The organism is Pseudarthrobacter sp. B4EP4b (assembly GCF_006680095.1).
In the GTDB taxonomy this organism is placed as follows: Bacteria; Actinomycetota; Actinomycetes; order Actinomycetales; family Micrococcaceae; genus Arthrobacter.
Genome location: NZ_VHIJ01000009.1, coordinates 49,678 through 68,151 on the forward strand (window position 1 = coordinate 49,678; position 18,474 = coordinate 68,151).

At 65.8% G+C, this 18,474-nt stretch carries 20 protein-coding genes; 14 read left to right on the forward strand and 6 right to left on the reverse strand.

The window, feature by feature from the left end; all coding sequences use genetic code 11:
* Positions 1-110: 110 nt before the first annotated feature.
* Positions 111-878: an alpha/beta fold hydrolase gene (locus tag FNL14_RS03460; protein WP_142057648.1), complete on the forward strand. Its 768-nt coding sequence runs from the start codon at positions 111-113 to the stop codon at positions 876-878.
* Positions 879-893: 15 nt separating this feature from the next.
* On the opposite strand, the gene FNL14_RS03465 is transcribed toward FNL14_RS03460, so the two are convergent.
* Both FNL14_RS03465 and FNL14_RS03470 read right to left on the reverse strand, forming a co-directional pair.
* A complete protein-coding gene (locus FNL14_RS03465) occupies positions 894-1,889 on the reverse strand; it encodes a hypothetical protein (RefSeq protein ID WP_142057650.1) in 996 nt (331 codons plus the stop codon).
* A gap of 107 nt (positions 1,890-1,996) precedes the next feature.
* Entirely contained in the window at positions 1,997-2,629 is a 633-nt protein-coding gene (locus FNL14_RS03470; protein WP_220126146.1) for a TetR/AcrR family transcriptional regulator, read from the reverse strand.
* 91 nt (positions 2,630-2,720) lie between these two features.
* Between FNL14_RS03470 and FNL14_RS03475 the strand changes: the two genes are divergently transcribed.
* The 3 genes from FNL14_RS03475 (at position 2,721) to FNL14_RS03485 (ending at position 5,074) form a co-directional block, all read left to right on the forward strand.
* Positions 2,721-3,230: a cupin domain-containing protein gene (locus FNL14_RS03475; protein ID WP_091417842.1), complete on the forward strand. Its 510-nt coding sequence runs from the start codon at positions 2,721-2,723 to the stop codon at positions 3,228-3,230.
* Between the two features lie 12 nt (positions 3,231-3,242).
* Complete coding sequence (locus FNL14_RS03480) at positions 3,243-4,178, forward strand: HoxN/HupN/NixA family nickel/cobalt transporter (protein WP_142057652.1); 936 nt, start codon at positions 3,243-3,245, stop codon at positions 4,176-4,178.
* Between the two features lie 113 nt (positions 4,179-4,291).
* Positions 4,292-5,074 carry a GntR family transcriptional regulator gene (locus FNL14_RS03485; RefSeq protein WP_142057866.1) on the forward strand — a complete coding sequence of 261 codons (783 nt, stop codon included), beginning with the start codon at positions 4,292-4,294 and terminating at the stop codon, positions 5,072-5,074.
* 55 nt (positions 5,075-5,129) lie between these two features.
* Here FNL14_RS03485 and FNL14_RS03490 read toward each other — a convergent pair whose 3' ends face one another.
* Positions 5,130-6,293: a DNRLRE domain-containing protein gene (locus FNL14_RS03490; RefSeq protein ID WP_142057654.1), complete on the reverse strand. Its 1,164-nt coding sequence runs from the start codon at positions 6,291-6,293 to the stop codon at positions 5,130-5,132.
* 436 nt (positions 6,294-6,729) lie between these two features.
* On the opposite strand from FNL14_RS03490, the gene FNL14_RS03495 reads away from it, so the two are divergent.
* Positions 6,730-7,455 (forward strand): hemerythrin domain-containing protein, encoded by a 726-nt coding sequence (locus FNL14_RS03495; RefSeq protein WP_142057656.1) that lies wholly within the window; start codon positions 6,730-6,732, stop codon positions 7,453-7,455.
* On the opposite strand, the gene FNL14_RS03500 is transcribed toward FNL14_RS03495, so the two are convergent.
* Positions 7,452-8,513: a nucleoside hydrolase gene (locus FNL14_RS03500; RefSeq protein WP_142057659.1), complete on the reverse strand. Its 1,062-nt coding sequence runs from the start codon at positions 8,511-8,513 to the stop codon at positions 7,452-7,454. The genes FNL14_RS03495 and FNL14_RS03500 overlap by 4 nt on opposite strands.
* A gap of 29 nt (positions 8,514-8,542) precedes the next feature.
* Entirely contained in the window at positions 8,543-9,988 is a 1,446-nt protein-coding gene (locus FNL14_RS03505; RefSeq protein WP_142057661.1) for an MFS transporter, read from the reverse strand.
* Between the two features lie 137 nt (positions 9,989-10,125).
* Between FNL14_RS03505 and FNL14_RS03510 the strand changes: the two genes are divergently transcribed.
* From FNL14_RS03510 to FNL14_RS03520, 3 genes are all read left to right on the forward strand, one after another.
* Positions 10,126-10,992, forward strand: a complete 867-nt coding sequence (locus FNL14_RS03510) for a ribokinase (RefSeq protein WP_142057663.1) — start codon at positions 10,126-10,128, stop codon at positions 10,990-10,992.
* The gene (locus FNL14_RS03515) at positions 10,989-11,483 is read left to right on the forward strand and encodes a GNAT family N-acetyltransferase (RefSeq protein ID WP_142057665.1); all 495 of its coding nucleotides are present in this window, start codon (positions 10,989-10,991) and stop codon (positions 11,481-11,483) included. The genes FNL14_RS03510 and FNL14_RS03515 overlap by 4 nt, the downstream gene beginning before the upstream one ends.
* A 164-nt stretch (positions 11,484-11,647) precedes the next feature.
* Positions 11,648-12,001 (forward strand): hypothetical protein, encoded by a 354-nt coding sequence (locus FNL14_RS03520; protein WP_142057667.1) that lies wholly within the window; start codon positions 11,648-11,650, stop codon positions 11,999-12,001.
* A gap of 223 nt (positions 12,002-12,224) precedes the next feature.
* Here the strand turns inward: FNL14_RS03520 and FNL14_RS23215 are convergent, their stop codons facing one another.
* Complete coding sequence (locus FNL14_RS23215; RefSeq protein ID WP_181762529.1) at positions 12,225-12,656, reverse strand: SRPBCC family protein; 432 nt, start codon at positions 12,654-12,656, stop codon at positions 12,225-12,227.
* Positions 12,657-12,999: 343 nt separating this feature from the next.
* Here FNL14_RS23215 and FNL14_RS03530 point away from each other — a divergent pair, with 343 nt between their 5' ends.
* From FNL14_RS03530 to FNL14_RS03555, 6 genes are all read left to right on the forward strand, one after another.
* Positions 13,000-13,989: a 2-keto-3-deoxygluconate permease gene (locus FNL14_RS03530; protein WP_091417814.1), complete on the forward strand. Its 990-nt coding sequence runs from the start codon at positions 13,000-13,002 to the stop codon at positions 13,987-13,989.
* The gene (locus tag FNL14_RS03535) at positions 13,986-15,188 is read left to right on the forward strand and encodes a four-carbon acid sugar kinase family protein (protein WP_142057672.1); all 1,203 of its coding nucleotides are present in this window, start codon (positions 13,986-13,988) and stop codon (positions 15,186-15,188) included. The genes FNL14_RS03530 and FNL14_RS03535 overlap by 4 nt, the downstream gene beginning before the upstream one ends.
* A complete protein-coding gene (pdxA, locus tag FNL14_RS03540; RefSeq protein WP_142057674.1) occupies positions 15,188-16,192 on the forward strand; it encodes a 4-hydroxythreonine-4-phosphate dehydrogenase PdxA in 1,005 nt (334 codons plus the stop codon). Before FNL14_RS03535 ends, pdxA begins: the two co-directional genes overlap by 1 nt.
* A 155-nt stretch (positions 16,193-16,347) precedes the next feature.
* On the forward strand, positions 16,348-17,121 hold the full coding sequence (locus tag FNL14_RS03545) for a DeoR/GlpR family DNA-binding transcription regulator (protein ID WP_142057676.1): 774 nt from the start codon (positions 16,348-16,350) through the stop codon (positions 17,119-17,121).
* Positions 17,122-17,251: 130 nt separating this feature from the next.
* Complete coding sequence (locus FNL14_RS03550) at positions 17,252-17,554, forward strand: YciI-like protein (RefSeq protein ID WP_142057678.1); 303 nt, start codon at positions 17,252-17,254, stop codon at positions 17,552-17,554.
* A gap of 124 nt (positions 17,555-17,678) precedes the next feature.
* Positions 17,679-18,455: an alpha/beta fold hydrolase gene (locus tag FNL14_RS03555; RefSeq protein WP_142057680.1), complete on the forward strand. Its 777-nt coding sequence runs from the start codon at positions 17,679-17,681 to the stop codon at positions 18,453-18,455.
* Positions 18,456-18,474: the final 19 nt, after the last annotated feature.

The following is an 18,474-nucleotide window of genomic DNA, read 5'->3' on the forward strand; positions in this document are numbered from 1 at the left end:
CCCGCGGCAATCCGCCGCATCCGCACAGTTGATGGCCCCGGCCGCAGCTTCCGCTGCCGCCGGGGCTCTTCACGTTCCGGACGTGTCATGGCGGGCGTAGCATCCTCCCCATGGAACCAGTTCGGGCAATTCTTCTTCCCGGGAGCGTGCTGCCCGCCCAGCCGGCGTACGGCGCGCTGATCGAGGCTTTGGGGCCGGAAGTCCAGGCCGCCGCGAAGGACCTGGAACTCTACGCAGGTGACACTCCCCCGCCCGGATGGAGCCCGGACACCGAGATCGACGGCGTCCTGCACGAAGCGGATGCGCGGGGCTGGGACACGTTCCACCTGGTGGGGTATTCGGGCGGCGGATCGGCCGCTTTGGCCTTCACCGCGAAGCACGGCGGGCGCCTGCTCAGCCTGGCCCTGCTGGAGCCGGCGTGGGCAGGGAGCTGGGACTGGAGTCCCGCCCATGCGCAGCTGTGGAAGCAGTATGACCAGCTGGACGCGCTGCCGCCACAGCAGTTTATGCCCGCGTTTATGCGGCTGGGAGTTAAGCACGACGTCGTCCTGCCGCCACCGCCGCCGGGTCCCCCGCCGCCGTGGATGGCAAAGCGCCCCGCCGGCATCAGGGCGTTCGTGGAAACCTTCAAGTCCTATGATCTTGACCGTTCGCGGCTGGCCGCTTTCACCAGGCCGGTGCTCTTTATCCTTGGCGGGCTGAGCAACCCTGACGACTACGCCGACAATGCGGAGCGTCTCGCCAAGGTCTTCCCGGACTTCCGGCTTGAAGTATTTCCGCAGCGGCACCACTTCGACCCGCCGCACCGGATCGAGCCGGACCGGGTGGCAGCGTTGTTGCGGGAGCACTGGGAGCGGGCGGAGGGCCTAGCCGCATAGCCGGAATGGGACTTTCTACGGTTTGGAACGCGTACCCGAGTCCGTGCTTGTCCCGGTTGTTGGCACGAAGTTCCAGTCGAAGGACCCGTCCCCGTGCAGCGTCAGCCTAAGGAACCCGTGGGTGTCGCTGAACCGCTTCTCGATGTACCGCGGACTGCTGATAAAGGACCGGAGGCTGGTGCCGCCCGTCGAAACCTGGAACGCGGTCATCCCGTCATCGACGCAGTCGTCAGAGTTATTCACCGGGCATGACCGCTCGTAGTTGTGTTGTGACGCTGACAGGGTCAGCCGGACCCGGTACTTCCACATCACGTCGACCCAGGGCTTGTGGTCGGCGGCCCGCTCATGTTGGTCCGTGTTCGAGGTGAAATACGGTTCGTGGTACACCACGGCCAGGTGCTTGCCAGCCTCCTTGGCAGCGGCGAGGTCCTGGTCCAGCCAGGTGGTCAGCTCCCGGGCCCGCTTGGGGTTGTACTTCCACTGTGCGGAGGACAGGAACGCGAAATGCCAGTTCCCGAAGTCCTTCGAGTACGGTTCCCCGTTCGAGATCGAACCACGCTCCTGGTTGATCGCAGCCTTCTCCGGTGACCCAGGGCACCGGCCATCCATGAAGTTGTCCAGGTCTGCATTGCGTCCGGGTTCCCAGTCGTGGTTAGGGGCCGACACCCAGTACAACTTGGGCAGGGTGCCGCCCCACAGCGTCTTCCAGTAGTCCACGTAGTCTTTGCACCGCGCGGTGCTGTACTGAAAGTCCCCGAGCCCCAGGAAAGCGTCAATCTCGTTGTTCTCCACGAGCCGGGTGATCTCCGCAGCGTTCCGGCCTGACGGGCTGTCCGGGTCAACATTCCCGGCGTCGTTCATGTCGCCCACAGCGGCGATGTGGACATCAGGCACAGGAGACGCGGGCGGTTTGGGAGTGCCCGTGCACCCGGCGGCGGAGAACGCCAGAAGGGCTGCGAAGATTGCCGCCGCGCCCCGGAGGGATCTGCGGCGAGGGACTGCTGACTCCAACCGATACCCCCTTCGAGAAGCCGAACCGAGGCCTGGCGCGTGAACCACAGGCAAGGCCCGGCACCTTCAGTATTCCTCAGGCGGCATTCCCATGCACGGACTGGCTGTCAAGGCGCGCCGGGCTTGGGTAACGCTACTACCGGGGCCGCGGCTACCAACGCCGCCATCGCTTCCACTGCGGCTTCTTCGGCAAGCCCGTTGCTTTGGCAGAGGGAGTGCCAGGTCCAGAAAGAGACAGCGTGGCCAACAAGGGCCCGCAGGGTCTGGCTGTCCCGGTGGTCCGTAAAGGGCTCTGACAGTACGTCCCGAAAATGCTCATCACGGTCCTGCAGGCTGCGGCGCAGCCCCTCGGGCAGCACTTCCTTGTCCCGATAGAGCCGCAGGAGCATGTCTGCGCCGTCGCGGTAGAAACGGTATATATCGGACAGGCCCAGGCGCAGGCGGCAGTCCGGGTCTGCGGTCTTCGACCATGCCGCGGGGTCCGGGAGTTGTTGATTGGACCGCCAGTGAGCCGAACAGGCGTTGTAGAGATCAGCCTCGTCCGGGAAGTGCTTGTAAACGGTCAACCGGGTTACTCCCGCCTGCTCGGCAATCCCGGCAATCGTGGTGCGTGCCGGGCCGATGGTGGCGTGGAGGCGGGAGGTGGCCTCGACAATGCGTTGGCGCGTGCTGTCCATCTGGTCCGCGCGCTTGCGCATCTGATATTGCCGGGCTTTGGCTGAACGCTGCTGTTCACTCAAAGTATTGACTCAGCCCTTTCCCCTGCGGATAATTCGATATACACCAGTGTATATCCAAACTGGCGCCCACCAATTGTGAAAGGGATCCGTCATGGAACAAGATGAGGCTCCACGGCTGACTGTCGTGGAGCCGGGGCAGGGACGCGAAGCACCGCTGGGAACCATCGGCGTCGTATTTAAACTCTTCGGCGCAGACACCCATGAACAGCTATCCATCGTGGAGCATCCCTTCCCCGTGGGGGCTTTGGTGCCTCCCCACATCCACACGCGTGAGGATGAATACTCCATCGTTCTCGAAGGGGAAATCGGATTCCGGTCCGGTGAGCGGCAGGCCGTTCTGGGTGCGGGCGGATACATCACCAAACCTCGGAATGAACTGCACACCATGTGGAATGCCGGCAAAGTACCCGCCCGCATGATCGAGATCATCAGCCCTGCGGGTTTTGAACACTTTTTCTGGGGCCTCGCCGATCACCTCGAGGCCGGCCCCCCGGATCCCGGGCTCATCGAAAAACTTGCTGCCGATTTCGGGCTCCAGTTCGCCGAGGCACCATGGCTGCCCGACATCATTTCGCGCTACAACCTGACCCCGCCCCGCTAAAGAGCCCGGGCAATGCAGGCGCAAGCCCTCGGTCACCGGCTCCGGATGCGGCGCATGGTATCCGCCAACGTAAAAGCGCCGGGCTGGCTCTTCCCAGGCGGAATGGCCACGGCGTTCATTGTGTTTCTGCACGTCCTTGGATGGGGCGGCGTCCTACTGCTCGCTCCGCCCCCAAAGTCCGGACCAGGGTTCACCTTGGCCGGGCTTGGGCTGACGGCATACCTGTTGGGACTCCGCCACGCTTTCGATGCCGACCACATCGCCGCGATCGACGGGGTAACGCGCACACTGATTCAACAGGGCCGCCCCGCCGCATCTGTCGGATACTGGTTCTCCCTGGGCCACTGCTCATTGGTCTTTGTGTTGTCCGGACTGATAACGCTGGGAATCCACAGCTTTGCCGCCGCTCCATCCCTGGAGGGGGCCGTCCCCCAGGCGTTTGGGCCGGCAGGGGCGCTGGTGACAGGCCTGTTCCTCTACGTCATCGGCCTCGCCAATCTCAAAGCGCTGCTTGGCGCCTTCAGAAGGCAGGCCCCTCCCCGGGCAAGCCATGGCGAGGGAACATTTCCCGCAGTCAGAACGCCGGTAAGCATGCTGCTGTCCCGAACGTCCTGGGTGGTGGACAAGCCCGGCGGAATATTCCTGGTGGGAATGCTTTTTGGACTGGGGCTGGACACAGCCCTGGAGGTCGCCTTCCTTTGCGTTACGGCAGGAGGACTGCTGTTGACCGCCCCCTACGCGGGCCTGGTGCTGCCGGTTCTTTTTGCCGCCGGCATGATGCTGCTCGACAGCCTCAACGGCTGCTTCATGAGCGCCGCCTACAGTTGGGCCTCACTTCGGCCCGCAGGAAGGAGCTACTACAACGCCGTCGTCACGGGCATAGCGGTCGCGGCCGCCTTCGCGGTCGGATCCTTGCAGTTGGCGTCAGTCGTGGCGGGCGCTGCGTGACTCCATTGGATTCAGGCGGCTGACCGGCGACTGGATCCTTCGCTGTCCTGTTGTCCAACAAACCCGTCACACCGGTAGGCTGGAAATCCCAGACCCACGAAGCGAGGCATAACGTGCACCAGGACGCCGCCCGGTTCCTGTCCCAGCCGGTGGCCGCCCAGCCCGGCTCCCCCCTCCGCGTGGCGGTGTACTCCCGGATCGCCGAAGCCATCCGCAACGGCCTCCTCACGCCCGGCTCCATGATCCCCACCGAAACCGAACTCGGGGCGGACATGAAAGTCAGCCGCACAGTGGTCCGCGAAGCCCTAATGCTGCTGGAGGAGGACGGGCTCATCAGGGCGAGGCGCGGCGTCGGCCGTTTCGTCTCGGACACCCTCCCCCGCATCGGCATCGAACGCATCCGCCCCTTCGAGGAAGTCCTCGGCACTGCCGGACAACAGCTCGAGGTCAAGCGCGTCCAGGTTGTGCGCCAGCCCGCGTCCGAGTTCGCCGCGCCGGGCGTCGGCGTCGAGCCGGGCACCGACTGCTGGCTCTGGGAATCCGTCCTGATCCGCGACGGCGAGGCCATCGCCCACCTGCAGGAAAACATTTCCGCCCAGCCGGTCAGCCTCGGCACCGGCCCTGCCGCCCCTTTGGACATAGAGGACGACGGCGGAAGTACTTTGCTTGCCTCCCTCAACAAACAGCTGGGCCGGCTTCCCGGTCCGGGCGAGTGCCAGATCAGCCTGAGCCAGGTGGGGCCCAGCCGCGCCAAGCTGCTGGACCTCCGCCCGTCCGATCCTGTGCTGGTCCTCACCCAGTACGTCAGGTACGGCAACCAGCCCTTTTACCTGGCCAAATGCCTGGTGGCCGCACGGGCCGGGCACCTTTCCGTGATGCAGTCCCTCCAGTCCTGACGGGCACCGGCGTCCGGGTCTTTTGCCCGGGGGCTTATCGGCGGCCGAACTGCCCCTAGGTTCCAGCCGCATACACACGGACCCAGTCCACCCGCATCTCGCCGGGGCCGTCGGGAGTCCCGTCCGGGAACCAGTCCAGTTGCAGTGTCTGGTGCATTGACGCCGGAGGCTGGTGCGCGGGGTCGGTGTCCTCAAACCACTTCACGCCGTCGATGTAGCCGACCATTCCATTCGGCGACCAGTCAACCGCGTAGTTGTGGAACTGGGAAATGTCCAGGACCATGGACCCTGACGTCTGCGAGTTCGTGCATCCATAGTGGTGGAAGAACTTGATCAGGTTCCAGTCACCGGTGGTTTCCGCGTAGTCGATTTCCCCTTCACATGGCCAGTTTCCACTGTCCGGCCACAGAAGGGACACCAAACGGTATTCGTTGTCACCGGACCCCGCCGCACGGATCTCCCACCGCCCATACTTCTGGCGTGCGAACTTGGCGGACATGCCGGCGGTAGTTCCGTCCGGTGTCCCGGTGATGACCATCGTGGAACCATTCACGGCAGCCTGCTGCGGACTCCGGATACCGTTGCCTCCGTGCCCCAGGCTGTTGTAGACGTTCCACTTCGTGGCGTCCGGGGCACCTGCATAATTGAACTCGTCGCCGGCAACAGGGGCGCCCCAGCCATGGAGCACAGCGGCCTCGGTAGAGGAACCCGCGTCCGGCGCGGTGGTCACCACCAGCCGGGGCCGGAGGGTGGAACTAGGGGATTCCTTTGATTTGAACCCGATCCACTTCTGCGCTCCGCTTTCCAGCTTGAAGTTCTGTTCGCCTCCATTTGCGCTGACGCCCTGGGTCACATCCCATTCAACCCAGGAGCCCGTGCGGAAGCCTCCGGCTCTCCCCAGCCATGTCCCGGCCGCAGGTGCGTTATTCCAGGTGAGCCCACGTTCGGTCCAGCCCCCGGACGTGGTGGAGACATCCACGAACTGGGTGGACGTGGCAGACGCCTCCGAATACGCCCGCAGTTTGGCCGAAACAACGTGCTGGCCGGCAGGAACCTGAACGTTGAACCGCAGGAACGTGTGCCGCCAGATGCCCGCGCGGCCCTCGGTAGACAAGCGGGCGCTGGTCCCGAAGTTCGTCGCCGGCCTGTCCCGCTGAGTGTAGGTGTCCATGGTGGCCACCGAGGTGATTGTTGCCGCATTTGCCGTTGTGGGTGCCATGATGGCGAACCCAGCCAGCAGACAAAGGGAGGAGGCTATGGCCAGGCATCTACGCCGGAACGTCAACCCGCCGCCTGACAAGGCTGAAGATCGTCTCAGACCCCAAGGCAGGGGGTTTGCGAAGCCAGCGGACGGAGCATTCATTTTGATCGCTGTTTCTACTGGGGACTTATGCATCGAACTGACAAAGCGATGGCCGGCCCAGAAACAACCACCGCCACATGCCAGGTATGCAAAGCGTAGGCCGGGTGCTAAAAGGTGCGCAATCAATCCCCTATACCCAATTCCTGGGAGTGACTAAATCCCTGTACCGGGCGGTGAAATGTACTTACGCCCCCAGCAAACCGGAGCCCATTGTGTCCCATTGCGGGCAGCGGCTACGATGCTGGCGGGGAGAGGGCCTGGTCTGCCATAACGAGCGCAAAGGGGCCCACCAATGACCGACTTCTTCACCATGCAGCCCGGCGAGACAGCAGCTCCGCTGCCAGCCGGACCCATCCTGTGCGGCGGGACCGCCGGCATGCGGCGCATTCACCGCTTTTTCCTGTGGGCCTATGAGGAGGCGCCCGGGCTGGTGCGCTCCGCCGCAGCCGGAGACACTGCCCGCGCAGCCTACGTGGGCGACGTGCTGGGAAACTTCGACAAGGTGCTCCACATCCATCACGAAGGCGAGGACCTGCTCATGTACCCGCCGATGAAGGAGCGGGCACCGGCCTGCGCGCTCCACGTGGCGCAGATGCTCGAGCAGCACCGGCAGGTCACCCAACGCCTCGAGGCCATCGAGCCGCTCCGCCTGCGCTGGATGCAGACGGCAGACGCCGAAACCGGCTCAGAACTCGCTGCACGCTACGAAGACCTGAAGGCCGTCCTCAACATCCACCTACGCCGCGAAGTCACCGAGGTGATGCCGGTGGTGGACAGGGTGCTGACGGAGAAGGAGATGAAGACCGCCGCGCAGCACGGGATCGACCAGCTCGACAAGAAGTTCCTGGTGGGATACCTCGGGATGGTGCTGGCCACGAATCCGCCCGCGGACCGGAGGGAAATGTTTAAGGAAATTCCCCCGCCGGTCCGCCTCGCCTACCGTCTCTTCGGGCGCAGGCTGTACCGGAAACAGTACGCCACGCTCTTCCCCGGCCGCCCGGTCCCCGAGACGCTTTAGACGGCCGATCCCGCTGAGGCGAGTGCCGCCGTCGTGGTTTCGACAGGCTCAACCACCGGGGGTACAGGCTCAGCCACCGGGGGTCCAGGCACAACCGCCGGGAAGTAGGTCAACAGCGTCTCGACCAGGTGCGGGGCGAAGTCCTCCTCGAGCGAGAGCACCACGCGGCAGCGCGCGCCGCGCACCTTCGGATAGCCGGCGTACAGGCCGCGCATGTCGCAGATGGTCTGCCCGCGGCCGGGACCGGAAGAGGTGTCGACGGCGGCCCGCACCACGGGTGCCACCGCGGCGTGGGCCCCGCCTACCGCGAGCGCCGCCGCCAGCGGATCGTGCATGGCGGAGCAAGGCCGGCCATAGATGCCCTCGTAGAACCGGAAGTAGTAGCCCAGCATCTCCCCCAGCGCCTGAGCCACCGGGGAAGAAGATGCCAGCAGCTCCTGCCGGTGCGTTTCCTCCAGGACAGAGGCCATGGTCACGTCCAGCGGCACCAGAGTGATGTCCCAGTCGGCGGCCAGCACCAGGGCGGCGGCTTCGGGGTCGTTGTGGATGTTGGCCTCAGCCACCGGCGTGATGTTGCCGGGAGCCAGGGCGGCCCCGCCCATCACCGTGATGGACTCCACCAGGGACGGCAGGGAAGGCTCCAGCCGGAGGGCCTCGGCGATGTTGGTCAGCGGGCCGATCGCCAGGACCTTCAACGTGCCAGGGTACAAACGGGCAAGCCGCACCAGCATCTCCGCCGCGGACTCCCCCGCAACGGAAGCGGCCGCCGTCGTCAGCGCCACCTCGCCGATCCCGTTCCCACCGTGCACCCACGGCGCCCCGCCGCCGAACGAACCGGCGAGGGGGTCATGCGCGCCGAGCGCCACAGGGATGTGGGCGTGGCCGGCGAGCTGGAGCAGGTCCAGGGTGTTGCGGGCGCCGACGGCGGCACTGACGTTGCCGCTGACGGTCCCGATGCCCACCACATCGGCGGCGGGGGCGGCCAGCAGGTAGGCCAGGGCGAGGGCGTCGTCGATTCCGGTGTCGCAGTCCAGGTAGAACGGGGAGGTGGCGGTCATGATGGTGGTTCTCTTTCGGTTGAAGCGGGTTAGACGGTCTCGCCCTTGGGGGCGGCGACGAAGAGGCTGACGATGAACGCGGCGGCGGTGATGGCCACCGAGATCCAGAGGGCGCTGGCATACCCGGCGGCCGTGGCCTGGGCGGCGAAGGGCGCCACGAGGACGACGCCGAGGCTCGCCCCGATGCCGAAGGACGCACCGTTGATGCCGGGCAGGGCGGCCGGGGCTTCCTTGGGTGAGAGGAGCACCGAGAGTCCGTTGATGGCGGTGAGGAACAGTCCGTTGTAGAAGATGCCCAGGGCTGCGACGGCGATCAGCACCGCCGTCTGGTTGGTGGAGAAGGTGGCGGCAGCGATGGCGCAGGCGAGGCTGAGCCCCGTGCCAAACCGGAGGGTCTTGATCCAGCCGCGACGGTCGGCCAGCCAGCCGGCCAAAGGTGCGGCGAAAACGCCGATGAGCGCGGCCGGGGTGAGGAACAGCAAAGCCGAGACGGACGCGGTCAGCCCGAATCCGCCGTCGGGATCCTGGCTGAGCAGCACCACGGTGAAGTTGATGATGGCGAAGATGCCGGCCAGGGTGAGGACGGTGGTGGCGATGACCGGCCACACCTGGCGTGAGCGCAGGTGGTGGACGGCGATCAGCGGGTTGCTGCGGCGCTTCTCGATCAGCCAGAAGGCGGCGAAGGACGCGATGGTGCCGGCCAGCAGGATCAGGGTGGAGGGTGCGGTCCAGCCTGCTGCCGAACCCCCGGAGACGAAGTAGGTGATGAACACCAGGAACAGCGAGAGGGACCCGGCGCCCCACCAGTCCATGGCGCCGCGGACACCTGCGGGACGGCCCTTGGGCACCATTTTGATGATGCACGCGGCCGCGATGGCGGTGAGGACCAGGACGACGCCGAAGATGGACCGGAAGCCGAGCGTCTCGGCCATCAGCCCGCCCACGTAGCCGTCCACGCCGCCGATTCCGCCGTTGATGGCCGCGATGATGCCCACGGAGGTGCCGAAGACCTTGGCCTGGAGGTTCTCGCTGAGCACGATATAGGCGAGCGCGAAGACGGCGCTGGAGACGCCCTGCAGGAACCGGCCGGTGATCAGCAGCGGCAGGGTGGGGGCGGTGATGCAGAGAATGGTCCCGGCACCCATGATGCCGAGGACCAGGAGCAGCGCGGCGCGGCGGCCGATGAAGTCGCTCCACCGGCCGATCACGGGCCCGGCGATGGCGCCGGCCAGGAAGAACATGGACTGGACGGGGGCGGCGCTGTCCGCGCCCTGGCCGAATTCGGCGGCGATCTGCGGCAGTGCAGGGGTGACCATGCTGGCGTTGAGCTGGAAGGACAGCACGCCGAGCAGGAGGGTTGAGATCAGCAGGGCTGCGCGGCGGCCCTGGAATGTGGGGGCATTCGTTTCATGGACGACGGCGGCGTCGGCGGCTTGGGCGGGAGGCGCGGCTGCCGCGGGGGTTGGGGTGTTCACATCAAACTCCTTTGTTTTGGGCTTACTGCCTTGTGGATGTGAGTTGTTATACAACCATGTATGACTGACAAGTACAACAGTGCCGTACACTATTTCCTAATCCGGCCGCTTCCGGCTCCTCCCCCGTAAGGAATCTCATGAGCAACCAACTTCCTGCCCTCACCGTTGTGGGCAGCATCAACCTGGACCTGATCGCCACCGCCCAGCGGCTCCCCACCGCTGGCGAAACCATCGGCGATGCCGTCCTGTCCGAGCAGCCCGGCGGCAAGGGGGCCAACCAGGCCGCAGCCGCCGCCCGGCTGGGCGGCAGCGCACGCATGGTCGGCGCGGTGGGCAGCGATGCACACGGCCGGCTGATGCTGGACGCCCTGGCGAACGCCGGCGTCGACACTGCCGACGTGGCCGTCCTGCCCCAGCCGACGGGGACGGCCCTCATTGTGGTGGACCGCGACGGCGAGAACCAGATCGTGGTGTGCCCGGGCGCCAACTCCCATCTGTCGTTGGAAGGCGTCGAGTTCGGCCCGGACGAGGCGGTGCTGTGCCAGCTGGAAGTGGGCCTGCCGGTGGTGCTGGAGGCTGCCCGCCGGTCGACGGGCTACTTTGTGCTGAACGCCGCGCCTGCCATGGACCTGCCGGCGGAGCTGCTGGAGCGCTGCGACCTGGTGATCGTGAACGAAAGCGAGTACGCCCTGATCCCCGCCCTCGCGACGGCGAAGCTGGTGGCGGTGACGTACGGCGGCGAAGGCTCGGCCATGTTTGAGCACGGCAGGAAGGTAGCCGAGGCACCGTCGGCGTCAGTGGCGGTAGCCAACACCATCGGCGCCGGTGATGCGTTCTGCGCCGCCCTGGTCCTGGCGCTGCAGCAGGGACTGGACTACGCCCGGGCACTGGCTGTGGCCAACGCGGTGGGCGGGGACGCAGTGGGCGATCCCTCGTCACAGCCGGGACTGGCACGGCTGGGTCACTATGTCGAGCGGACTGCCGCGACCGCAGGCGCGCGGTGAGCATCGCATTCAGGCTGGCGGCGCCGTCGGACTTGCCGGAGGTCCGACGCATCACCCGCGACGCGTACCTGGCGGCTGGTCACTTCGCGACGGACCATCCGTACATGAGCGTGCTGGAGGACGTGGAGCACCGGGCCGAGCATGCGCAGGTGTGGGTGGCGGAAGCCGCCGGGCGGGTGGTTGCTGCGGTGACGCTGACGTTTGCCGGCGAGCCGTACAGCGAGATCGCCCTGGACGGTGAGCTGGAGTTCCGGATGCTGGCCGTGGACCCGGCCTGCCAGGGCAATGGCCTGGGCCGCGCAGTGGTGGGCAAGGTGGTGGAGCACGCCAGGCAACTGCCCGGCGTCGAGGCCATCAGCATTACCAGCGCCACGTTTATGGAGCGCGCCCACAGGCTGTATGAGTCGTTCGGCTTCCGGCGCGCACCGGAGCGGGACTGGTACGTGCCCGGCGAGGACGTGCTGCTGTGGGTGTTCACACTCGAGCTGTAACCCGGTGGTTGAGCCGGCCCCACGCCCGCAGGGTTCCCTGGCCGAGCTTGCGAGGTTAGGGGGTGGGTGGGGAGCGAAACCTCGGTGCGTGAGCTTGTCGAAACCGAGCCTGTCCAAACCCGAATCCGCACCCCAAAACGGGCACCAGCTAGGTAAAATGGGTCATGGTGTTCATCGGGCTCCTACTGTGGGTAGTTTTCCTTTTCGCCGCCATGGTCCTGTTCGGCATTATCTGGACGGTATCCAAGATCGTCCTCTGGCTGATGGACCTGAAACCACTGCCTTCCGGGCCAATAAACCGACTGAACGCGCCGTCGCAGCCGCCCGTCCGGCAGAGGCCGAACGTGCCCCACGCGCCAGTTCAGCGGAGCGTTGCCCAGGTCCCAGACCGGCCGGCTGCCGATACCCACGCCGGAACGGACATCTGGCCCAAATGGACTGCGTCGTATAGGCGGTACGTGGACCAAGAGAAGTCCCTGTGGCAGGAGCAGTTCGACTCGCTGAACTTCCGGGAGTAGGGCACGGTCCGAGCAGCAGCAACCGTACAAGCGCCGGCACTTATCTGAGTCTCCGGAACCGGCCACACTTGCCAGGCTTCCTCGGCTTATCGGACGATGAGCGAACTGGCTTTCCGCATCGCCGAGCTAACCCCGGGTGTGGCCTGGGGCCTTTTAACTTTGGCGCGCCCACGCGCACTGGAGGTATCGAGGTCAGTGAAACGTTCCATGACATCCTCGAATTTCAGGCCTCGAGCTGTCGTTTGAGGTTCCCGACAACCTCTTTGTTGTTCCGCGGCACCATAAAAGCCATCACCGGCGCCATCAGTATCTTCAGTCCGGCGGGATGCAACTCAACGGAACGCGTGAACCTGGTCCCTTCCCCGGCAGGCTCGATGTTGTAGGAGATGGTTGGCTGAAGTCCCCCGAATTCGCCCCGGTACACCACGCGCGCATCCTGCTGGACGTCAATCGCGGTCAAGGTTCCGTCAGTGGTTCCCATGAACGGCTTGAACTTGAGCGGATACGTCTTGCCCACCACCGGAACAGGATCCGTCCCCTGGGGCACGGAGTCAACGTCCGTGTGCCACTTGGGTTCATTCCGGAGGTCCGCGACGAACCGGAACACCTCCTGCGGCTTCCGGGCAAGAATGACCGTTTCTGAGGACTTGACCACGATTTCCTCCTCGGCTTTGCTCGGCGCATCGACTGATTCCCGGGCGGATTTCCGGCCGAAGCTGCCCCTATTCGTTGTTTTACGCTCGCCTACCTGCACCGTCAACATCGGTTGGTTGCGAAAGAAATGGGCCGCACGAAGCAATGAAAAAGCACCCGCTTGGAAGCTTCCGCCGGGCTTCCGACACGCCGTCGGGCCGCTCAGGACATCGGGCGCCTTCACAAACTCTCTGCGCGTTGTGCGCATTGAGGCTTGCGCTAAACGCGCATCACTGTTTATGATCTTAATCATGCTTCGAGCCGAGCGCTCGACCCCTCTCCCCCAACAACAATGAGGTTGCAACATGTCTGTCCCCATCAAGGCCACCATGGAAAAAGTCCCCGGCGGCATGATGTTGATCCCCCTGCTCATCGGTGCCATCCTGGGCACCTTCGCACCGGACTCCGCCAAATTCTTCGGCTCGTTCACCGGCGCGCTGTTCACCGGCGGCACCACTATCCTGGCCGTGTTCTACGTCTGCATGGGTGCCAGCATCGACATCAAGGCCACCCCGTACATCCTGAAAAAGGGCGGCGTCCTGTTCGGCAGCAAGGTCCTGTTCGCCGTCATCATCGGCGTCATCGCCGGCCGGTTCATGGGTGAACTTCCCATCGACGGCGGAATCCTCAGCGGCCTGTCGGTCCTGGCCATCCTGGCCGCCCTGAATGACACCAACGGCGGCATGTACATGGCCCTCATGGGCCAGTACGGCAAGCCCAAGGACGTGGCCGCCTACTCCGTCATGACACTGGAATCGGGCCCCTTCCTGACCATGGTCACCCTCGGCGTCGCCGGCCTCTCTGCCTTCCCGTGGCAGGCCCTGGTGGGTGCCATCATCCCCCTGCTCCTCGGAGCCATCCTTGGCGCGCTTGACCCGGCCATGCGCAAGTTCCTCTCCTCCGCGGCCCCGGTCCTGATTCCGTTCTTCGCCCTCGCATTGGGCTTCGGCCTGAACCTGGGACAGGTAGTCAACGCAGGGCTGCTGGGTGTCGCACTTGGCCTGTTCGTGCTGATCGCCGGCGGAGCTGTCCTCTTCTTCGCTGACAAGCTGACGGGAGGCTCCGGCATTGCCGGCCTGGCAGCGGCCACCACCGCGGGCAACGCCGCCACGGTTCCCATGCTGGTAGCGGCAGCCAACCCTGCCTACGCTCCCGCCGCCGGACCTGCCACCGTGCTGGTTGCCGCCTCCGTGGTGGTCACGGCCATCGGCTGCCCCCTTGTGGTTGCCTGGTACGCCAAGCGCCTCAAGAACAAGGAAGCCGCAGCATCAAAAGAGGTTTCACACGCAGTATGAACACCAACGCAGCCACGCGGTGGGCAATCATCGCCGATGACCTGACGGGGGCGGCCGATGCGGCCGCCGCCTACGGTACCACGCACAGCAGTTGCGTCATCCTGGACGTCGAGTCTGCCTGGCCCGACGCTGAGATCCTTTCAATCAATACCGAGAGCCGTTACCTGGCTCCCGCGGAAGCCGCCGCGGCCGTCACGACGGCGGCACGGCGGGCCCTTGGGCAGCAGCGCCAGGTCTTCAAGAAGATCGACTCCCTGCTGCGGGGCAATGTGGGTGTGGAAGTCGCGGCAACACTGGCGCAGCTGACCGGTCGTCGGGGCATTGGCCTCGCCGTTGTAGCTCCCGCCTTCCCGGGCACGGGAAGAACCACCCAGGGCGGCGTGGTCCACGTCAACGGCGTCCGGAACTCCGAAGGGAACTTTGGCGGTGACGTCGCCGGAGCACTGGCTGCCGGTGGGTTGACCGTCGAGGCAACCGGCGTGGCCGGACGCAACCCCGAGGAACTGGCGCGGCACCTCCGCGAGGTGCAGGAACGCGGGACTGACGCCGTCGTACTGGACGCGGCTTCCGATGACGACCTGAAAACGATCGCGGCGGCTGCGGAACTGCTCGACTTCCGGACGCTCCTCGTGGGCTCCGGCGGACTGGCGGGGCACATTGCTGCGCGTGAGGGCGGAACGGCTGCGCGGAATGCGCAGGAACGGCACATAAGCCGCACCCTAACGGTGATCGGCAGCTACTCCAGCCTTGCCCGGCAGCAAACCCAGGCACTCGTGGAGGCCGGCGCGGAACACATCACGCTGGACCACGCCGCGCTGGACGATACGGCAATCCCCCGCCTCGTTGCCCAGGCGATGGCCCGCACGGACGTGGTGCTGACGCCGGATCCGATGGGCACCGTGGACAAGTCGCAGGCTCTTGTGGTGGCAGAAGCTCTGGCCCGCGCCACCGCTGCCGGCATCGGGCACTGCGACGCCCTCGTCATGACCGGCGGGGAAACCGCCACCGCTGTCCTGAAGGCCCTCGGCGCCGGCAGCTTCACGGTCGTCGGGGAGATCGAACCCGGCGTCGTCATGAGCGAGCTGCCCGAGCCACTCCCCTTGCTGGTCACTAAGGCCGGCGCATTCGGGGACGCCGGTACGCTGGCCCGGACCAAACAATTCCTTACTGGCACAACGACTGAAATGAGTATCAAATAATGGGACGCCCGATTGTTGCCATCACCATGGGCGATGCGGCCGGCATCGGTCCGGAGATCATCGTCAAGGCCCTGGCTGACAACGAACTGCGGTCAAAGGCCCGCATGCTCGTCATCGGCGACCTCCGCCGGCTGCAGCTTGCCGCGGATATCGTCGCCAGCCCGCTGACCCTGCGCAAGGTCGCCGAACCGTCGGAGGCCCTGTTCGACGAGGGCACCATCGACGTGCTGGATATCGACTGCATCCCGGAGGACCTCGCGTGGGGCGAGCTGTCCGCCGCGGCCGGCCACGGCTCCTACCTGTTCATTGAGAAGGCCGTTCAGCTGGCCATGCACAAGAAGGTGGATGCGATCTGCACGGGCCCGCTGAACAAGGCCGCCCTGCACGCCGCCGGCCACAAGTACCCGGGCCACACCGAACTCCTCGCCGAACTGACCGGCACCGAGGAAGTTTCCATGATGCTGACCGCCCCGAAGATGCGCGTCATCCACGTGACCACCCACATCGGCCTGATCGATGCGATCGCAAAGATCAACGGTGACCTTGTGTACCGGACCATCAAGCGCGGACACGAGCTGCTGCAGGCCTCCGGCATCGAAAACCCGAAGATCGCCGTGTGCGCCATCAACCCGCACGCCGGCGAAAACGGACTGTTCGGCTATGGCGAAGAAGCCGAGAAGATCCAGCCGGGCATCGAGAAGGCCCAGGCTGATGGCATCAACGCCTTCGGCCCGCTCCCGGCGGATACCCTGTTCTTCCTCGCCGGCCGCGGCGACTTCGACCTGGTGGTGGCCCAGTACCACGACCAGGGCCACGGCCCGGTGAAGGTCCTGGGCCTGGAAAACGGCGTGAACATCACCGTGGGCCTGCCCGTGGTGCGCACGTCCGTGGACCACGGCACCGCCTTCGACATCGCCGGCAAGAACATCGCCGACCACGAGTCGCTCCTTGAGGCACTGCGGCAGGCAGTAGACCTGGCGCCGGCCCGGGACGAGGCACTCTAACCACCCTGCAAGAGACAAAACGGCCGGTCAGCGTAGTATTGCTGACCGGCCGTTGCCGTTGGTTGAGCTTGTCGAAACCAAACACGTCGAAACCCCAAGCCGGAACTAGCATGGGTACCACTGCCACCGCCATGCCCACGGGAAGGAGACCGGGAATGCTGAGCGCAAACGCGCGGCGCGAGGAGATTTACCACCTTGCCGTCACCACCGGTTTGGCTTCCGTGGAGGAGCTCTCCGCCCGGTTCGAAGTGACAGCTTCCACCATCCGCCGCGATCTCGCGTTGCTGAACGGGCAGGGCCGGCTGGCCCGCACCTACGGCGGCGCCATGGCCCTGGGCGCGCACCCGGAGGCGTCCCTGCGGCAGCGCACCGGTGAGGCGTTCGAGCAGAAGCACGCGATCGCCCGGTGGGCGGCGTCCGTGATCCGCCCCGGGGAGAACATCCTGCTCGACGCCGGCTCCACCGTGGGTGCCCTGGCCCACGAACTGCGCGGGTTTGAGAAGCTGTCCGTAACGACGCCGGGCATCAATACGATGCAGGAGCTGGCCGAGTCTGAGGGCATCGAGGTGGACTGCCTGGGCGGCCGGCTGCGCAGTGTTTCGCAGAGTTTTGTCGGACCCCTTGCCGAGGTGGCGCTGGAGCGGATGAGCTTCGACCGGGTGTTCCTCGGCGCCGACGCCGTCACCGCAGAGGACGGCATCTGCGAGGCCGACCACGCCCAGACCCGCCTCAAGGAGCTCATGGCCCGCCGCGGCCGGGACGTGTACGTGCTGGCGGACTCGTCGAAGCTTGGGCTCCGGCCCTTCCACGCGTGGGCACGGCTGGCACTCCCCTGGACCCTGGTGACGGACGACGGCGCCGACCCCGCCCAGGTGCAGAAGTTCCGTGAGGCCGGCGTACAGGTTGAGGTGGCCTCCGTCGGTGGTTGAGCTTGGGCATACGCCCGCAGGGTCCCTGTCCGAGCTTGCGAGGTTAGGGCGCGGGCGGGGAGCGAAACCAGAGCCACTGGGTACGCTGCTGCTACAACGATTGAAACCCCCAACCAGAATGGAGACGCGCTTGCACGCCGTGCTCGAATACACCTACGCAGACAACTACCTTGAGTCCCGCGAACAATACCGCCCGGACCACCTCAGGGCAGGGTGGGAAGCAGTCGAACGCGGCGAGCTTCTGCTGGGCGGGGCAGTTGGCGAAGGTCCCTTCACCGGGCTGCTCATCTTCACCGGCGAGAACCCAGTCGAGGCCGCCCAAGCTTTTGCAGCCGCTGACCCCTACGTGATCAACGGCGTCGTGACCTCGTGGACCGCCCGCCCATGGACAACAGTGCTCGGAAACGAAGCGGCCGCACCCGTTCGCCCCTAAGTCCAGCCCGCCACACCTGATCTTGCGGCGGCAGATGACCATCCCGAAGGCACAGCCGACGGCGAGCCAGGAGGGGTGCTCCACTCCCCCTTGTGCCTGTACAGTTCGGGCGTAGGGTACTGCCATGGAACCGTATCGGGTCATCCTGCTTCCCGGCTCAGTGCTCCCCGCGGACTTGGCTTATAGAGCCCTGATTCAAGCCCTGGGACCGGAGGTGCAGGCCGTCGCCAAAGACCTCGAGCTCTACAAGACCGATGAGCCGCCTGCGGACTGGACCCTGGACACCGAGGTGGACGGCGTCCAGCGCGAAGCCGACGAACGGGGCTGGCAAACATTCCACCTCGTCGGCTACTCCGGTGGCGGCGCCGTCGCACTTGCGTTCGCCGCCAAACATCCCGATAGGCTGCAAAGCCTGGCCCTGCTGGAGCCCGCCTGGGCGGGCAACTGGGACTGGAGCCCTGCGTACACGCGCCACTGGAAGCAGTACCAGGAGCTGGAGGCCCTTCCTCCCGAGCAGTTCATGCCCGCCTTCATGCGTCTGCAGGTGAGGCCCGACGTCGTCCTTCCGCCGCAGGAGCCCGGTCCGCCGCCGCCGTGGATGGCCAAGCGGCCCGCTGGGATCAGGGCGTTCCTGCGCAGCTTCAAAGAATATGACCTGGACAGGGCACGGCTGGCCGCTTTCGACCGGCCGGTGTTCTTCGCCCTGGGCGGCTTGAGCCATCCGGACGACTACGGGGAAATTGCAGCCCGGCTGGCCAGGGTCTTCTTCCCGGACTTCCACCTGGAGGTGTTTCCCCACCGCCACCATTTCGATCCGCCGCACCGGATCGAGCCCGACCGGCTGGCAGAGGGGCTCCGGCGGCACTGGGCGTCGGTGGAAGCTGGCACTCCCGCCGCATAGAAGCAAACGGCTGAACGGC

Bases quoted from the DNA above. Each gene is read 5' to 3' on its own strand.
- FNL14_RS03460 (WP_142057648.1), top strand. From the start codon at position 111: ATGGAACCAGTTCGGGCAATTCTTCTTCCCGGGAGCGTGCTGCCCGCC.
- FNL14_RS03475 (WP_091417842.1), top strand. From the start codon at position 2,721: ATGGAACAAGATGAGGCTCCACGGCTGACTGTCGTGGAGCCGGGGCAG.
- FNL14_RS03480 (WP_142057652.1), top strand. From the start codon at position 3,243: ATGCAGGCGCAAGCCCTCGGTCACCGGCTCCGGATGCGGCGCATGGTA.
- FNL14_RS03490 (WP_142057654.1), bottom strand. From the start codon at position 6,293: ATGGCACCCACAACGGCAAATGCGGCAACAATCACCTCGGTGGCCACC.
- FNL14_RS03495 (WP_142057656.1), top strand. From the start codon at position 6,730: ATGACCGACTTCTTCACCATGCAGCCCGGCGAGACAGCAGCTCCGCTG.
- FNL14_RS03500 (WP_142057659.1), bottom strand. From the start codon at position 8,513: ATGACCGCCACCTCCCCGTTCTACCTGGACTGCGACACCGGAATCGAC.
- FNL14_RS03510 (WP_142057663.1), top strand. From the start codon at position 10,126: ATGAGCAACCAACTTCCTGCCCTCACCGTTGTGGGCAGCATCAACCTG.
- FNL14_RS03520 (WP_142057667.1), top strand. From the start codon at position 11,648: ATGGTGTTCATCGGGCTCCTACTGTGGGTAGTTTTCCTTTTCGCCGCC.
- FNL14_RS03530 (WP_091417814.1), top strand. From the start codon at position 13,000: ATGTCTGTCCCCATCAAGGCCACCATGGAAAAAGTCCCCGGCGGCATG.
- FNL14_RS03535 (WP_142057672.1), top strand. From the start codon at position 13,986: ATGAACACCAACGCAGCCACGCGGTGGGCAATCATCGCCGATGACCTG.
- pdxA (WP_142057674.1), top strand. From the start codon at position 15,188: ATGGGACGCCCGATTGTTGCCATCACCATGGGCGATGCGGCCGGCATC.
- FNL14_RS03545 (WP_142057676.1), top strand. From the start codon at position 16,348: ATGCTGAGCGCAAACGCGCGGCGCGAGGAGATTTACCACCTTGCCGTC.
- FNL14_RS03555 (WP_142057680.1), top strand. From the start codon at position 17,679: ATGGAACCGTATCGGGTCATCCTGCTTCCCGGCTCAGTGCTCCCCGCG.